At 33.3% G+C, this 16,171-nt stretch carries 18 protein-coding genes; 16 read left to right on the forward strand and 2 right to left on the reverse strand.

The features are described 5' to 3' along the window. The first annotated feature begins 237 nt into the window (after positions 1-237). The 16 genes from ED556_RS01710 (at position 238) to ED556_RS01785 (ending at position 13,299) form a co-directional block, all read left to right on the forward strand. Complete coding sequence (locus ED556_RS01710; RefSeq protein WP_296318810.1) at positions 238-1,149, forward strand: bifunctional riboflavin kinase/FAD synthetase; 912 nt, start codon at positions 238-240, stop codon at positions 1,147-1,149. Continuing rightward, a complete protein-coding gene (locus ED556_RS01715; RefSeq protein WP_296318811.1) occupies positions 1,146-2,456 on the forward strand; it encodes an HTTM domain-containing protein in 1,311 nt (436 codons plus the stop codon). The genes ED556_RS01710 and ED556_RS01715 overlap by 4 nt, the downstream gene beginning before the upstream one ends. A 179-nt stretch (positions 2,457-2,635) precedes the next feature. Continuing rightward, positions 2,636-3,907 (forward strand): serine--tRNA ligase, encoded by a 1,272-nt coding sequence (gene serS, locus ED556_RS01720; RefSeq protein WP_296318812.1) that lies wholly within the window; start codon positions 2,636-2,638, stop codon positions 3,905-3,907. A gap of 100 nt (positions 3,908-4,007) precedes the next feature. Continuing rightward, positions 4,008-5,810 carry a tetratricopeptide repeat protein gene (locus tag ED556_RS01725; protein ID WP_296318813.1) on the forward strand — a complete coding sequence of 601 codons (1,803 nt, stop codon included), beginning with the start codon at positions 4,008-4,010 and terminating at the stop codon, positions 5,808-5,810. An 8-nt stretch (positions 5,811-5,818) separates the two neighbouring features. Then, a complete protein-coding gene (locus tag ED556_RS01730; protein ID WP_296318814.1) occupies positions 5,819-6,331 on the forward strand; it encodes a GNAT family N-acetyltransferase in 513 nt (170 codons plus the stop codon). 2 nt (positions 6,332-6,333) lie between these two features. Next, positions 6,334-6,657 carry a DUF4286 family protein gene (locus ED556_RS01735; protein ID WP_296318815.1) on the forward strand — a complete coding sequence of 108 codons (324 nt, stop codon included), beginning with the start codon at positions 6,334-6,336 and terminating at the stop codon, positions 6,655-6,657. Continuing rightward, positions 6,658-7,434 carry a 16S rRNA (adenine(1518)-N(6)/adenine(1519)-N(6))-dimethyltransferase RsmA gene (rsmA, locus tag ED556_RS01740; protein WP_296318816.1) on the forward strand — a complete coding sequence of 259 codons (777 nt, stop codon included), beginning with the start codon at positions 6,658-6,660 and terminating at the stop codon, positions 7,432-7,434. 74 nt (positions 7,435-7,508) lie between these two features. Next, positions 7,509-8,876: a magnesium transporter gene (gene mgtE, locus ED556_RS01745; RefSeq protein WP_296318817.1), complete on the forward strand. Its 1,368-nt coding sequence runs from the start codon at positions 7,509-7,511 to the stop codon at positions 8,874-8,876. A gap of 36 nt (positions 8,877-8,912) precedes the next feature. Continuing rightward, positions 8,913-9,278 carry a cupin domain-containing protein gene (locus ED556_RS01750; protein WP_296318818.1) on the forward strand — a complete coding sequence of 122 codons (366 nt, stop codon included), beginning with the start codon at positions 8,913-8,915 and terminating at the stop codon, positions 9,276-9,278. Between the two features lie 108 nt (positions 9,279-9,386). Next, positions 9,387-10,322: a 2-hydroxyacid dehydrogenase gene (locus tag ED556_RS01755; RefSeq protein ID WP_296319799.1), complete on the forward strand. Its 936-nt coding sequence runs from the start codon at positions 9,387-9,389 to the stop codon at positions 10,320-10,322. Positions 10,323-10,331: 9 nt separating this feature from the next. Next, positions 10,332-10,742 carry a response regulator transcription factor gene (locus ED556_RS01760; RefSeq protein ID WP_296318819.1) on the forward strand — a complete coding sequence of 137 codons (411 nt, stop codon included), beginning with the start codon at positions 10,332-10,334 and terminating at the stop codon, positions 10,740-10,742. Between the two features lie 107 nt (positions 10,743-10,849). Continuing rightward, entirely contained in the window at positions 10,850-11,359 is a 510-nt protein-coding gene (locus ED556_RS01765; protein ID WP_296318820.1) for a DUF4199 domain-containing protein, read from the forward strand. 17 nt (positions 11,360-11,376) lie between these two features. Beyond that, a complete protein-coding gene (locus ED556_RS01770) occupies positions 11,377-11,832 on the forward strand; it encodes a DUF1801 domain-containing protein (protein ID WP_296318821.1) in 456 nt (151 codons plus the stop codon). A gap of 2 nt (positions 11,833-11,834) precedes the next feature. After that, positions 11,835-12,221, forward strand: a complete 387-nt coding sequence (locus ED556_RS01775; RefSeq protein WP_296318822.1) for a VOC family protein — start codon at positions 11,835-11,837, stop codon at positions 12,219-12,221. A gap of 85 nt (positions 12,222-12,306) precedes the next feature. Next, the gene (locus ED556_RS01780; RefSeq protein ID WP_296318823.1) at positions 12,307-12,765 is read left to right on the forward strand and encodes a hypothetical protein; all 459 of its coding nucleotides are present in this window, start codon (positions 12,307-12,309) and stop codon (positions 12,763-12,765) included. Between the two features lie 66 nt (positions 12,766-12,831). After that, positions 12,832-13,299, forward strand: coding sequence for an NINE protein (locus tag ED556_RS01785; RefSeq protein ID WP_296318824.1), 468 nt, complete (start codon positions 12,832-12,834; stop codon positions 13,297-13,299). Positions 13,300-13,350: 51 nt separating this feature from the next. On the opposite strand, the gene ED556_RS01790 is transcribed toward ED556_RS01785, so the two are convergent. Both ED556_RS01790 and ED556_RS01795 read right to left on the reverse strand, forming a co-directional pair. After that, positions 13,351-14,346: a carboxypeptidase-like regulatory domain-containing protein gene (locus tag ED556_RS01790; protein WP_296318825.1), complete on the reverse strand. Its 996-nt coding sequence runs from the start codon at positions 14,344-14,346 to the stop codon at positions 13,351-13,353. Continuing rightward, the gene (locus ED556_RS01795) at positions 14,336-16,165 is read right to left on the reverse strand and encodes a lysophospholipid acyltransferase family protein (protein ID WP_296318826.1); all 1,830 of its coding nucleotides are present in this window, start codon (positions 16,163-16,165) and stop codon (positions 14,336-14,338) included. Before ED556_RS01795 ends, ED556_RS01790 begins: the two co-directional genes overlap by 11 nt. Positions 16,166-16,171 lie beyond the last annotated feature (6 nt).

Here is a 16,171-nt window from a genome sequence, read left to right on the forward strand (position 1 = left end):
ATTAATGTATATTTTGATATAATCAGCCGTCATAAACTACAATGAATTAGCCGAAAGAAACACGCCTTTTAATGATGTGTTAAAAAAAGATTTAAAATGTTTTGATAAGAATTTTAAGTGTAGTTTTATTCTCATGGATTAATTAAATAAATTTACGGTTAGTTAAGATTATTAAATTAGCACCAAATTTATACTTTTTTTTTACATTTTCTTAACAAAACCCGAATATTTCTTTCAATGTCAAAAAATACAGGTTGTTTTTCTAAAATTTTAACTATTGGAACATTTGATGGTGTACATATTGGACATCAAAAAATTTTATCTAAAGTGTCCAAAATAGCCACTGAAAAAAATTTAATCCCTTGTGTTTTAACATTTTTTCCGCATCCTAGGATGATCTTAAACCCCAATCAACCTTTTAAAATGCTCAGCACAATTGAGGAACGAAAATTTTTATTAGAAAAATTTGGTATTAAGCTAGTTTGTGTGAAAACCTTTACAAGAGAATTTGCAAATATGTCGGCTAGAGATTATGTAGAAGAAATTTTGATTAATGAGCTAAATGCTAAAAAAATTGTTATTGGTTATGACCATCACTTCGGGAAAAACAGAAGTGCTAATATTGAAGATTTAAAACAGTTTGCCAAAGAATTTAAATTTGGAATTGAAGAAATCTCGGCTAAAGATGTAGATGAGGTTACAGTAAGCTCTACAAAAATTAGAAATGCTCTCAATAATGGTGATGTTGCTCTAGCCAATAAATACTTAGGATATAATTATTTTTTGACTGGTAAAGTAATTAAAGGGCAAAAGTTAGGGCGTACTATCAACTTCCCAACGGCTAATATTTACATCGAAGAAGATTATAAACTAGTGCCTAAAGATGGTGTATATGTTGTAAAGACGGTGATTGATAACGCAACTTTTTACGGCATGATGAATATTGGTTATAATCCAACAGTAAACAATAAATCACGCACCATAGAAGTTCATTTTTTTGAATTTGACAAAGATATCTATGGAGAACAAATTGTAATCGAAATACTTATTAGGTTAAGAGATGAGCAAAAATTTGATTCTATAGATACTCTTAAAAAGCAATTAGCAGAGGATAAAAAGGTGTCTTTAAATTACATTTATTCCCAATGATTAACGCATTCCTGTACAAGCAAATTGACAACTCCTCTTTAGTTGTTTTTAGGATAATTTTTGGGTTACTCTGTTTTTTAGAATCTGTAGGTGCAATCTTTACTGGTTGGGTGAAAAAAACTTTAATAGAGCCAGAATTCACATTCACATTTTTAGGGTTCGAATGGCTACAACCACTTCCCGGTAATTGGATGTATGCTTATTATGTTGTAATGGGTGTTTTTGGCCTTTTAATTATGCTTGGGTACAAATACAGATTAGGCGTATTAGGTTTTGCTATAATGTGGAGTGCAACGTACTTCATGCAAAAAACATCGTACAATAATCATTATTATTTACTTTTTCTACTCAGTTTTATAATGGTTCTATTGCCTGCCAATAGATACGCATCATTAGATGCAAAGTTAAATCCCAAAATAAAAAGTATATCTATGCCCAATTGGTGTCGCTGGGTGTTTATTTTACAATTATTAATTGTTTATACTTATGCGTCTATTGCAAAGATTTATCCAGATTGGCTCGATGCTTCGGTTATAAAATTGTTGATGCAAAGCAAATCTCATTTCCCAATAGTTGGTGAGTTGCTTCAAAACAGCAGCCTTCACTATTTCATTGCATACTCAGGGATTTTATTCGACGGGTTAGTTATTCCACTTTTACTATTTAAGCCAACCCGGAAATTGATGTTTTTCGCTTCTATATTCTTTCATCTTTTTAACTCATTTATATTTCATATAGGTATATTTCCTTACCTGTCATTAGCGTTTTGCCTCTTCTTTTTCGATGCTAAAACCATTAGAAACATTTTTCTTAAAAAGAAAGCGCTTTATACAGAGGGTGACGTAATTACGCCCAGCTATAGTAACATTTTAAAGGTGACCTTTGGGGTATATTTTCTCATTCAAATTGCACTTCCGCTACGGCATCATTTTATTACCGATAATGTACTTTGGACCGAAGAAGGTCATCGCCTATCTTGGCGTATGATGCTTAGAGCTAAAAGTGGAAGTATTCGATTTAAAGTGGTAGATAATGACTCAAATCAATTTATTCCTATAAAACTTAGCGATTATCTAACCGCCAAACAACGACGACATTTAAGTACAAAACCCGATTTCATTTGGCAATTTGTACAGCGCCTTAAGAAACAATTTGATGAAGAAGGTAAAAATATCTCAATCTATGCAACTTGTTATGTAAGTGTTAATGGTAAACCTTTAAAACGTTTTATAAATCCTGAAGTGGATTTAGCTAAAGTAGATTGGAATTACTTTGAACACAATGATTGGCTGTTACCCTCAAAATAGAATTCATTTTATTTCTCTAGCCATAAAATCTTTTTACTTTTGCCCTTTGGAATATCAACTGCATATTGCAGTAACCACCTTAACCTATGCGTACAAGGTGTTTGTAGAAAAATAATTTTTGATTTCGAGATAAGATTTTAAGCATTTTAATCTCGATTATCGAGTAATAAAGAGTAACAATGTTACAAGTTTCTTACATCAGAGAACATAAGGAAGAGATTATTAAACGTCTGGCTATTAGAAACCTAGACTCTAAAGCACTAATTGAAAACGTTTTAACTTTTGACGAGGAACGCCGTCAGTTACAAACCAAGTTAGATTCTGCAAAAGCTGAAATGAATACCATATCTAAAGAAATTGGTAACCTTTTCAAATCTGGAGAGGTCGAAAAAGCGAATACCCTTAAGTCAAAGACATCTGAATTAAAGGAAACTATAAAAACACTAGAGGAAGGACTTAGCGAAAAGGCTGAAGGATTAAAAATAGAGTTATACAAAATTCCTAATGTGCCAAATCCACTTGTGCCAAAGGGGAATTCTGATGAGGATAATTTAGAAACTTTACGTGAAGGAGAAATTCCTACATTACATAAAGATGCGTTACCTCATTGGGAATTAGCTAAAAAATATGACCTTATAGATTTTGAGCTAGGTAATAAAATAACTGGTGCTGGTTTTCCTGTATACAAAGGTAAAGGTGCGCGATTACAACGTGCCTTAATTGCATACTTTTTAGACAAAAATACCTCAGCCGGATATACCGAATATCAGTTACCTCATTTGGTAAATGAAGCGTCAGGATTTGGAACAGGTCAACTACCAGATAAAGAAGGACAAATGTACCATGTTACAGGTGACAACTTATACCTAATACCAACTGCCGAAGTACCTGGAACCAATATTTTTAGAGATGTAATTCTTAATGAAAATGAGTTGCCAATTGGAGTGACTGGCTACACACCTTGTTTTAGACGTGAAGCTGGTAGTTATGGTGCACATGTTAGAGGTCTTAATCGTTTACATCAATTTGACAAGGTCGAAATTATAAGGGTAGAGCATCCTTCAAAATCTTATGAGGCATTAGATGGAATGGTTGGTCATGTGCAAAATATTTTAAAAGAGCTAAAATTACCTTATCGTATTTTAAGACTTTGTGGCGGGGACTTAACATTTGCCTCAGCATTAACTTATGATTTTGAGGTATTTTCAGCGGCGCAAGAACGTTGGTTAGAAGTGTCATCAGTGTCTAATTTTGAAACGTTCCAGTCTAATCGATTAAAGCTGCGTTTTAAAAATGGAGAAGGTAAAAATCAATTAGCGCATACACTAAACGGTAGTGCTCTTGCATTACCAAGAATTTTAGCAAGCATACTTGAAAACTACCAAACTGAAGATGGTATTAACGTTCCTGATATATTAATACCTTATACTGGTTTTGATAAAATAGATTAATGCAACGATACATATTGACCTAAATGCCCAACAATTGTTGGGCATTTTTTATGATACTATTTACAATAAGTAATGGCCTCATTTGTTATATTTACCACTTATGAAGTATCTAAAACTCACACTATTTTATTTAGCCTTTTTAGGTTTTGCTCATGTAGGTTCTCAAACTATTGATAGAACCCAGTTAGACCTAGCTAACAATTACTACAAAAACGGTGAGTTTAAAAAGGCGTTAATTGTATACAAAAAACTCCATGCAGAAAAACCTTATTCATACAATTATCTATACTATTTAGTAGATACGCATCAACAACTTGAGCAGTATTCTGATGCTCAAAACGTATTAGAAAATAGAATTGTCAAAACTCGAATTCCTGTTATGCTTATTGAGCTTGGCTACAACTATCAATTAATGGACAGTATTGCCAAGGCAGAAGCCTTGTATAATGAAGCCATTAGTTCAATCGAGGAACGTCCTAATAATGTGTATGGTGTTGGGCAACGTTTTGAGAAACACTCTCTTTTGCCGCAAGCAATTACAAGTTATACACGAGCCAATGAACTTTTACCCGATAAAAACTTCAGTGCCCAACTTGCACGGATTTACGGTGACTTAGGCGATTTAGAGAACATGTTCTCGAGTTATATAGACTATGTGGCTTATAAACCTACTGCATTAAATAATATTAAGCGAAACTTTAGTCAATTTATCTCAGAAAACAAGGACAATGAAAACAATAAGATTTTGAGAGTGCTCTTGTTAAAACGTCTTCAGTCTAGTCCGGATGCCTATTGGTATGAATTGTTGAGTTGGCTATATGTTCAAGAGAAACAATACACTAAGTCTTTTGTTCAGGAAAAGGCACTCTACAAAAGAAATTTAGAAAGCTTAGACAGAATTATTGATCTTGCGATGACTGCAATAGATGATAATGATTCTGAGACCGCAACAACTATTTTTAACTACATATTAGAAACCACACAAGAAAAAGATATTATTCTTTTAGCTCATCAGTCATTGCTAGAAATAGAAACTGAAAACGCTTCAAAAAAAGAACTTGAGGACATCAATTCAAAGTATTTGTCGCTCTTTGAAACCTATAATAGATTTGAGTCTACCTTACCACTGCAACTATCTTATGCTCAGTTTTTAGCATTTCACTTTAATAAGCCAGAAGCCGCTTCGGCATTTTTAAAAGAATCTTACAAATTAGATATATCTCCTTACCAAGAAGCTTTAGTTAAATTAAAATTGGCTGACATTTTAGTGCTTCAAGAGAAGTTTAACGAAGCGCTAATTTTCTACACACAAATAAAAGCTAATCTTAAAAATAGCACCATTGCCCAAGAAGCAGCATTCAAAATTGCAAAAACAAGTTATTATAAAGGTGACTTTGATTGGGCAGAATCTCAACTAAAGGTCTTAAAAGCTGCTACCTCGCAGTTGATTGCTAATGATGCACTTGATTTGAAATTATTAATCTCGGATAACAAGTGGGACGACTCAACACAAACCGCTCTAAAATATTATGCAAAAGCAGATTTGCTGGCGTTTCAGAATAAAATTAGTCCAGCAATTAAACTACTTGATAAAGTATTAACTGAGCATAACGGCGAAGCCATAACTGACGAAGCCTTATATGCTCAAGCAAAACTTTTTGAAAAACAAAAACAATACGAAAAGGCTGAGGCAAACTATCAAAAATTAATTAGTGATTATCGCGAGGACATCTTAGTAGACGATGCCTATTATTCATTAGCTGAGCTTTACAACAATTATCTAGCAAAACCAGAAGAAGCAAAAGCGCTCTACGAAAAAATCCTTTTTGAACATGAAGATAGTATTTACTTTGTCGAGGCTCGGAAAAAGTTTAGAATGCTGCGTGGCGATAGTATTAACTAATAGTAACCATGATAATTTCTGAAACCAAAAGACTTATCTTATCAAAAATAACTATCGACGACGCGCCATTTATTCTAGAGTTAATGAACTCACCTGGTTGGTTAAAATACATTGGTGATCGAAATGTAAAGACTATTGCTGAAGCTAAAGATCATATTAAAAACAATCAATTAAAATGCTACGAAGATTTTGGATTTGGGTACTACAAAATCCTATTAAAATCTGAAAATTCGAAGTCTATCGGCACCTCAGGTCTATTAAAAAGAGCTACTCTAGAAGACATAGATATTGGGTTTTCATTATTACCAGAATATCATGGGAAAGGTTATGGTTTTGAAGCTTCAAGTGCTATATTAGAACTTGCAAAAAAAGAGTTTAAAATTACAACAGTTTGTGCAATTACTTTACCTCACAATAAAGCTTCAATAGGGCTTTTAGAAAAATTAGGTATGGAAAAACAAGCAATCGTATCTCCATTTGAAAACGATGAAAAGCTTTTACTTTATAAAAAGAATTTGTAAACATGATAATATATAACGTTACTATAAATGTAGATGATTCTGTCCATGATGAATGGCTAATTTGGATTAAAGAACATATTCCTCAAGTACTTGCAACCGGCAAATTCTCCGGAGCAAAGCTTACTAAAGTTTTAGTGGAAGAAGAAATGGGAGGACAAACATATTCTGTGCAATACCAAGCTATTTCAAGAGAATCATTAGACGCGTATTATGCAAATGATGCAGAACGATTGCGAGGTGATGGATTAAAGCGATTTGCAGACAAATCTCTCGCATTTAGAACTGAGCTTGAAGTCATTGATGAGTATGCGGTAAATTTCAACTAAATGACTGTAAAAGCAAAAAAACACCTAGGACAACACTTTTTAAAAGATGAAAATATTGCTAAAAAAATAGCAGATACTTTATCTTTAAAAGATTACGACCATGTTTTAGAGATTGGCCCTGGTATGGGTGTTTTAACTAAGTATTTGCTTCAAAAAAATACAACCACACATGTTATAGAAATCGACACCGAGTCTGTGGACTACCTTAAAAATAACTATCTCAATCTAGCCAATAGAATCTATGAGAAGGACTTCCTTAAATACGATTTAACCCAAATTTTTAATAGCGAGCCTTTTGCAGTTATTGGCAATTTTCCATATAACATATCGTCTCAAATTGTTTTTAAAACCTTAGCTATGAGGCATCAAATCCCTGAGTTTTCGGGAATGTTTCAAAAGGAAGTTGCACAACGAATTTGTTCTAAAGAAGGTTCAAAAGTTTATGGCATTCTTTCTGTATTAACTCAAGCATTTTACAATGCTGAGTATCTATTTACAGTGCCGCCAAGTGTTTTTAATCCACCACCAAAAGTAGATTCAGGTGTGTTATTATTACGCAGAAAAGACGATTACAAATTACCATGTGATGAGGCCTTATTCTTTAAAGTAGTAAAAACTAGTTTTCAGCAACGTCGAAAAACATTACGTAATAGCTTAAAAATTTTCAATCTTTCCGATAATTTAAAAGCAAATACTATCTTTGGGCAGCGACCAGAGCAGCTTAGTGTTTCAGAATTTATTGAGTTGACTGGGTTAATAGAAAATGATAAAAATTAAAGCTTTTGTCATTTTGATTAATTTCAAAATTCTATTTTGAAATTGTATCGCGAAATTTAAAATCATCAACCAAAGTGGAAGAAATTCAAGAAAATATCCAATTTCAGCTTACGGATGAGCTTATTGAAAAGGTTGAGATTCTTGTCGAAGATGAAAAAGACAAGGAACTCAAAGACCTTCTTAATGAGTTTCACTACGCCGACATTGCTGAAATTCTGGATGAGCTTGACTTAGATGACGCCATTTATGTTATAAAACTTCTTGATTCTGAAACCACATCAGATATTCTTACAGAATTAGATGAAGATATCAGAGAAAAAATCCTCGAAAACCTATCAGCTAAAGAGATTGCTGAAGAAGTTGAAGAGCTAGACACCGATGATGCAGCTGATATCATTGCGGAACTTCCGGAAGAGCGACAAGAGGCCGTAATTTCTCAGATTGAAGATCAGGAGCATAAAGCCGAAATACAAGAGCTCTTAACTTATGATGAAGACACTGCTGGTGCCTTAATGGCAAAAGAGCTGGTAAAAGTCTACGAAACTTGGACCGTTGCTGGCTGTTTACGGCGTATTAGAGGACAAGCTAAAGAAGTCAAACGTGTACACTCAATCTATGTCGTCGATAAAGAAGAAAAACTTATTGGTCGGCTTTCGCTAAAAGATTTAATCGTTGCAAAAAGTGATCAGAAAATAGCTGAAATATCTAAGGATAATGTGGATTGGGTTAATGTTAATGATGACCCCGAAGATGTCGCAAAAGTGATGGCAAAATACGATTTGGAAGCCATCCCAGTTGTAGATGAAGAACAAACCTTATTAGGTAGAATTACCATTGACGATATTGTAGATGTCTTAAAAGAAGAAGCTGAAAAAGATTATCAATTAGCTGCAGGTCTTACTGGAGATGTTGAAGCAGACGATAGTATTTTAGAGCTTACAAGAGCACGATTACCTTGGTTATTTTTAGGTCTTATTGGTGGTATTGGTGCATTTATTATTATGGAAGGGTTCCAAAAAGCATTTGACACTTATAAAGTCTTGTTCTTTTTTACACCTTTAATCGCTGCAATGGCAGGAAATGTTGGCGTACAATCTAGTGCTATTATTGTGCAAGGGTTAGCTAATGATGACGTAAAAGGAAGTATTAATAATCGATTGATAAAGGAAATGCTATTAGCTGCTTTAAACGGAATTATTTTAGCTGTATTTTTATTCTTCTTTGTTTGGGGTTGGGAAAGAGATTATCAGACTGCGCTTGCAATTTCTATATCATTAATAGCTGTAATTATTGTTGCTGGTCTCATCGGTACGTTCATTCCTTTATTCTTAGATAAGCGTGGCATTGACCCAGCTATCGCCACGGGGCCTTTTATTACCACAAGTAACGATATACTTGGGATTTTGCTTTATTTCTGGATAGCAAAATTGATTCTATTTTAAATACCTAAACAAGTTTTGCTTTCGTAACTTTATTGCATGAAAGCAATAAATATTAAAGACAAACATGCCATGTTTTCAAAGCAATGGCACCCGCATCGAATAGCCACAGTTGACAATATGCAAGTTATTCTTGCAAAAATTAAAGGCGAATTTGTTTGGCATAGTCATGACAATGAAGACGAACTATTTCAGGTAATAAAAGGCACATTATACATGCAATTTAGAGACCGCACAGAAATTGTAAAAGAAGGTGAGCTTATTGTAGTCCCTAAAGGCGTAGAACACAATCCATCAACCAGAAATGATGAAGAAGTTCATCTTCTTTTATTTGAAAAATTAGACACTGCTCATACTGGTGATGTTGAACACGAAATGACACAGACTGAATATCCTTGGATATAATAACCTAATAAATTAGTTATGCTGAATTTATTTAGCTTCGATGAATCTTCGATATCAGCATTTCATAACTTTACCAAAAGATTCTGAAACAAGTACAGAATGACAATGATGACTATTTTACACTTAGATAAAAATCACGACTTACTTATAAATCAACTCAACGATTTAGGCTTTACCAATCATGAAGATTATTCGTCTTCAAAAGAAGCTATTGAAGCCAAAATTTCAGATTTTGATGGTCTAATTATCAGAAGTCGTTTCAAAATAGATAAGCAGTTTTTAGATGCTGCGACAAATCTAAAATTCATTGGTCGTGTGGGTGCAGGACTTGAAAATATTGATACTGATTATGCTGAAAAAAAGGATGTAACACTTTTTAATGCTCCTGAAGGCAACCGAAATGCAGTTGGAGAGCATACTTTAGGCATGCTATTGGCATTATTTAATAAGCTCAATAAAGCCAATAGAGAAGTCCGACATGGAAAATGGCTTCGTGAAAACAACCGAGGTATTGAACTCGATGGAAAAACAGTTGGTCTTATTGGTTATGGTAATATGGGTAAGGCTTTTGCGAAAAAATTAAAAGGTTTTGATGTTGAAGTATTGTGTTATGATATAAAGTCAAATGTTGGAAATGAAAATTGTAAACAAGTAACATTAAAAGAGCTTCAAGAAAAAGCAGATGTATTGAGTTTACATACACCACAAACTGAGTTAACCATTAATATGGTGAATGCTTTATTTATTAATAATTTCAGAAAACCATTTTGGCTAATTAATACTGCTCGTGGTAAAAGTGTCGTGACCGACGATTTAGTTTCGGCGTTAAAATCTGGAAAAATATTAGGTGCCGGATTAGATGTATTAGAATACGAAAAATCATCTTTTGAGTCATTATTCAATTCAAACTTACCAGCTTCATTTCAGTATTTAGTAAATGCTGACAATGTCATACTTACACCTCATGTTGCTGGCTGGACAATTGAAAGCAAGGAGAAATTAGCACAATCGATTGTGGACAAAATCAAAGCAAAATTTTGCTAACTTTCTGACATGAAGAAAACCATTTTAGTTTTTGGATTGCTTATTCTGTCGTTGCTTTTATTATTTCAATTGGGCAAGTATGCTTTTATTTCTGGTGATTTAGAGATAGAACTTTTCATAGCTGCTATTGCTGTAGTTTTTTTCTTTGTTGGCGTATACCTTAATAAAAAATCACTTCATAAAGACCCTCGACCACCTCATGAAATTGATAATCGCAAGATTGAAGATTTAGAAATTAGTAAACGAGAATATGAGGTGCTTCAACTAATTTCGAAAGGACTATCGAATAAAGAGATAGGCGAAAAATTATTTGTATCAGAAAGCACTATAAAAACACACGTGTCCAATCTCTTGGTGAAACTCAACGCTAAAAGAAGAACACAAGCCGTTCAAATAGCAAAGCAACTCAATATCTTATAAAATATTTACTTTTAGACTAAAGTACTATAGGTTTGGTACTTTAGTATGACTCCAAAATTTACCTCAGTATTTACTTTTGAAGCATTATTAATAAAAACCTTTTACACATGAAAAGTACAGTATTAAAATATGGTTTATATGCCATGATAAGTGGATTTGTATTCTTTGGATTACCATTTCTTTTTGGTATGGAAATGGATTATGATTATGGTGAAGCAATCGGTTATACCGCAATTGTTTTGTCGCTACTTTTTATCTTTTTTGGTATAAAATATTTTAGAGATAAAGAAAATAATGGCAAGGTATCATTTCTAAAAGCACTTGGAATTGGTATGATAATCGCACTATTTTCTGCAGCTGGTGTGGCATTAATGGACTTAATTTACACTACTCTTATCAATCCTGATTTTGCAGCAGATTATTCTGTCTACTACTTAGAAAAATTACAAAACAGTGGTATTTCGGCTGAAGAATTTAAAACTGAGAGTGCGAAATTTAAGCAACAAATGCAAGACTATGGAAGTCCAGGTTTTATGGCTGGATTAATGTTTGTAACGGTGATGCTCATTGGATTTATTATATCTTTAGTCTCAGGCTTAATTTTACAACGTAAATAAACTAAATCACTCAAATTATGCAATATAAAGCTGACTCACCCGAAGACTATATAAGTCAATTACCAGAGGAGCGCAAAGCGCCGATGACAAAACTCCATAACTTAATAAAAGATAATATGCCTAAAGGTTTAGAATCTGGCATGGGTTATGGCATGCCAGCCTATTTTGTGCCAAAATCAATTTATCCACCAGGCTATCATTGTAAACCTTTTCCGCCTTTACCATTTATAAATATTGCGTCACAAAAAAACTTTATCGCACTATATCATTCTGGTTTATACGCTAAAAAAGAATTATACAATTGGTTTGTTGATGAATACCCGAAGCATTCAAAATACAAATTAGACATGGGGAAAAGTTGTGTGCGTTTTAAAAAGGTAGATGATATTCCTTATGATTTAATTGAAGAATTATTGGGAAAAATGACAGTTGACGAATGGATAGATATATACGAAACAGCTTTAAAAAAATAATTATGAAAAAACGTGTTACAGGAATTGGTGGTTTATTTTTTAAAACCAAAGACCCTAAGGCCACAAAAGATTGGTACAATAAACATTTAGGTTTTAATACCGATGATTATGGCTGCACCTTTTGGTGGAAAGATAAAGATGGTAATGATTGCTCAACGCAATGGAGTCCTTTTGCAGAAGATACAAAATACTATGAGCCTTCAAAAAAAGACTTCATGTTTAACTATCGTGTTGAGGATTTAGAAACCTTACTAGCAACTTTAAAAGAAGAAGGTGTTACAGTAATAGGAGAAATGGAAGAATACAGCTATGGTAAATTTGGTTGGATACTCGATAATGATGGTAACAAAATAGAACTTTGGGAACCTATTGACAAAGCATTCTTATAATCTTGAGTTTAGCACTAAACTATTAAATCTGGATTAACGCGTAACTATTTTATCTTAAGGCATACTAATACATTAAAACACTATTATGATTGAAGAACATAAAAATTCCGAAGAAGATATAAATAATGAAGAAACAGAACATACTTCTGATACAATCTCAGATAGTGTAAACACTGTAAAAGAGAAAGCTACTGAACTGGCAGGTGAAGCCAAGGAAGTATTTGATACCGTAAAAGAAAAAACAAAAGATTTTATTAATGAAGATGCTAAGGAGATATTAGGTAATGCCAAAGAAAAGGCAGCTGGTTTTGCCAGTGAAGCTGGCGAAAAGTTTGACGAACTATCAGACTTGGCTAAAGAAAAAGCTATAAAACTTGCCCAAGAGGCAAAAGAGTTTACCAATGAAGCTGGAGAAAAACTTGAAAATTTAACTGAAATAGCTGAAGATAAATTAGAGGAATTGGCAGAAGATGCCAAAGAAAATTTTACAGAAGCTAAGGAGAAAACAAAAGGGTTTTTCAATAAGTTATTTGGAAATAAATAGCTTTGATGATGGCTTTTTTTTATTAATTTTAAACACTAACTAGTATTAACCTTAAAAACTATTACAATGTCTGAAGACAATAAAAATTTAAGCGACGACCTTGATGATATGATAGGAGACGTTAAAGAGGGTGCTAAAAAAGCAGCTGATAAAGCCAGTGAACTAGCGGGAGAAGCAAAAGAAAAAGCTGCTGAGTTTGCCGAAGATGCTAAAGAAACAGCAAATGAGTTTGTTGATAATGCCAAGGAGGCTTTTAATAGTTCCTCTGGTGATAATAAAAAAATATTAGCAGGAATACTGGCAATTATATTTGGTGCTTTTGGTATTCATAAATTTATTCTAGGTTACCAAAAAGAAGGTGCTATCATGTTAGGTATAACCCTTATTGGAATTGTACTTTCTTGTGTTGGCGTTGGTGTGTTTTTGGTGTGGATTATGAGTATAATAGGGTTAATTGAAGGAATTATTTATCTCACAAAAAGCGATCAAGAATTTATTAGTATGTATCAATCCGGTAAAAAACCTTGGTTTTAATAAAACCTTACTAAGCTAAAAACTAAAAGCTCGAGACACCTCGGGCTTTTTTTAATTCTCCAATGCATAATCTAATGGAAGCGCATCTCCAAGACGTTGGCTTCCTAAATATCCACCAAACAATACTTGCGGAATTGGTGCATAATTACCGTACTTATCGATCACAAATTGCTGGTTATCTATCGTCTGAATCGTAGACTCTATAACATCCTTATAAAAAATATCAAGCCTTCTTTTTAGACTTATAGTTTTAATCCCTTGATCATTAGCTTCAGAAATTAAAAAATAGTCATATGGCTTTACAACAAATCCTTTAACACCAAAAACATAACCTTCTTCATTTAATTGCTTACTGTAAAGTGATCGCATAAAATGCTGAACAGAACCTTTATACGCTTTTTCTCTATTCCTCTCTACCTTCTTTTTCTTTTTAGTATTTAGGTCTTTATAAAATGATGTTCCAGTATATATTACAGATTGCGCTTTCCAATTGCCAATTACAATTTCAAAATCTACAATATCAAAACTAACTTCATAAAGTAGACTTTTGTTTTTAATTACAACCGGAACATCAGACCATGCCATAAGTAATCGAGATGGCTTATCGTATCTAAATTTTAGATCTTTTTCATTTAATATTTTACAAGACTTGCCGTATTCAGAATTGCCTAAAAACTCTTTTCTAAACCACCGTAATTTTTCTGCTCTTGGCATTCCGTCGTCAGCATTAATAACAACTTCATCAAGTTGAGCAACTGCTTCTTTTAGTTCAATGACACTATTGTCTTTTGAGCGGTAATCCGTTATGAAATATTTATCATACCCTAAAAATGAAATAACCAAAGTAGACTGAACGACATCTGTGTAATCTATTGAAAATTCGCCATTTGCATTTGTTGTTGTTCCTATTGTAGTGTTATCAAAATATACAGAAACGGCTTCTAATGGTTCTTTGGTTTTGGTGTCAATAACCTTTCCCTTTAAGGTTTGGGCGTTTAAAGAAAAGAGAGAGACAATAAGTAAAATGGTGGTTACTTTACTTATCATTATTTGTCATGAATTTTCGTTCTAATTCAGCTTGGAATTCTTCCATTACAGGTCGTACTGTGCTTTCGGGTAAGTCAGCAATTTTAATATACATTAATCCATCAACAGCATTATTAAATAATGGATCTACATTAAATGCTACTAGTTTAGCATTCTGTTTTATGTATTTTTTTAATAGCACAGGAAGTCTTAATGCTCCTGGTTCGACCTCATCGATAATTTTATCAAATTTATTTAAGTCGGCTTCGGTAGCATCAAACACAAAGTCTTTATCCGCATCTTTTAATCGTACCTTAAATTCTTTTTTAGGATGCACATACTGGGCCACATAAGGATCATAATAGTGCGATTTCATAAACTCAATCATCAAGCTCTTAGAGAAGTTTGAAAACTGATTACTTATACTTACACCACCAATTAAGAACTTGTGTTCTGGATGTCGTAATGTAGTGTGTACAATGCCTTTCCATAGCAAGAATAATGGCATTGGTTTTTGTTGGTATTCTTTAATAATAAAAGCACGACCCATCTCAATAGATTGGCTCATCATCTTATATAATTCTGGTTCGAAACGGAATAAATCTTGAAGATAAAAACCATCAATACCAAAACGCTCATAAATCTTAGAACCTAATCCCATTCTGTAAGCTCCAGCAAGAATATTTTTGTCATTATCCCATAAAAACATATGGTGGTAATAGGTATCGAAAGTATCCAAATCAATAGCTTCATTAGTACCTTCACCAACTTCTCTAAAGGTTATCTCTCGAAGTCTTCCTATTTCTCTGAGAATATTAGGAATGTCCTTAGCTGATGCTAAATACACCTCATAATTTTTACTCACTAACAATCTATGATCATTCTTTCTCAGATGCTCGACTTCATTTATCATAACATCAGATGCTACTGGTGTTACTATATTTTTCGGTGATTTTGGGACTTTTACAGTCGATTTTATATTTTCTAAAATCTTTGATTTCTCCTCAAAAGCATTAGAAAGCATATAAGTTTTTCGTCTTAAAAAATCGGAAAACTCAGGAAGTGAACTATGCTCATTTTGGTCTTTCACAGAAATTGGTTTCCCTACACGTACTTTAATCACACGACGCTTTTGAGTGAGCAATTCTGAAGGTAATTTTGCCGTTCTTAGCGTGTCGCTAATTTTTGATAATCTATAAAATAAGCGACTGTTTTTTGCATGGAAATAGATAGGTACAACTGGTACTTCTGCCTTTTTAATTAGTTTCATTGCCGCCTCTTCCCATGGTTTGTCTACAACTAATTTTCCGTCTCTATATGTCGACACTTCACCTGCTGGAAACACACCGAGCGGATGACCGTCTCTTAAGTGCTTAATTGCATTTTTAAAACCCGTTATACTACTTGCTGCATCCTTTCGGTCTTCAAAAGGATTTACAGGCATTATATAAGGTTTTAGTGGTTCAATACGGTGTAATAAAAAATTGGCTATAATTTTAAAGTCACTACGCTGTTCTATCATCAACTTTAAAAGTAAAATACCATCAATACCGCCTAACGGATGATTAGAAATTGTAATATAAGGTCCATCTTTAGGAAGGCGCTTCATGTCTTCTTCAGGAATTTCGAACTTAATCTGAAAATCATCTAAAAGCGCATTTAAAAACTTTAAATCAGAATGATGCTTATTGCGATTATAAATTTTATTAAGTGTAGAAATCTTTAAGGTTTTCATCAATATCCAACCGATAAAAGTTCCTAAAAAGCCATACTTATCAACGTTTATAGCTTTTGCAACTTCTTTAGCAGTGACTAAACCGGTATCTGATGATTTGCCCATAAAACA

Origin of the sequence: Winogradskyella sp., assembly GCF_003712105.1 — a bacterium.
In the GTDB taxonomy this organism is placed as follows: Bacteria; Bacteroidota; Bacteroidia; order Flavobacteriales; family Flavobacteriaceae; genus Winogradskyella.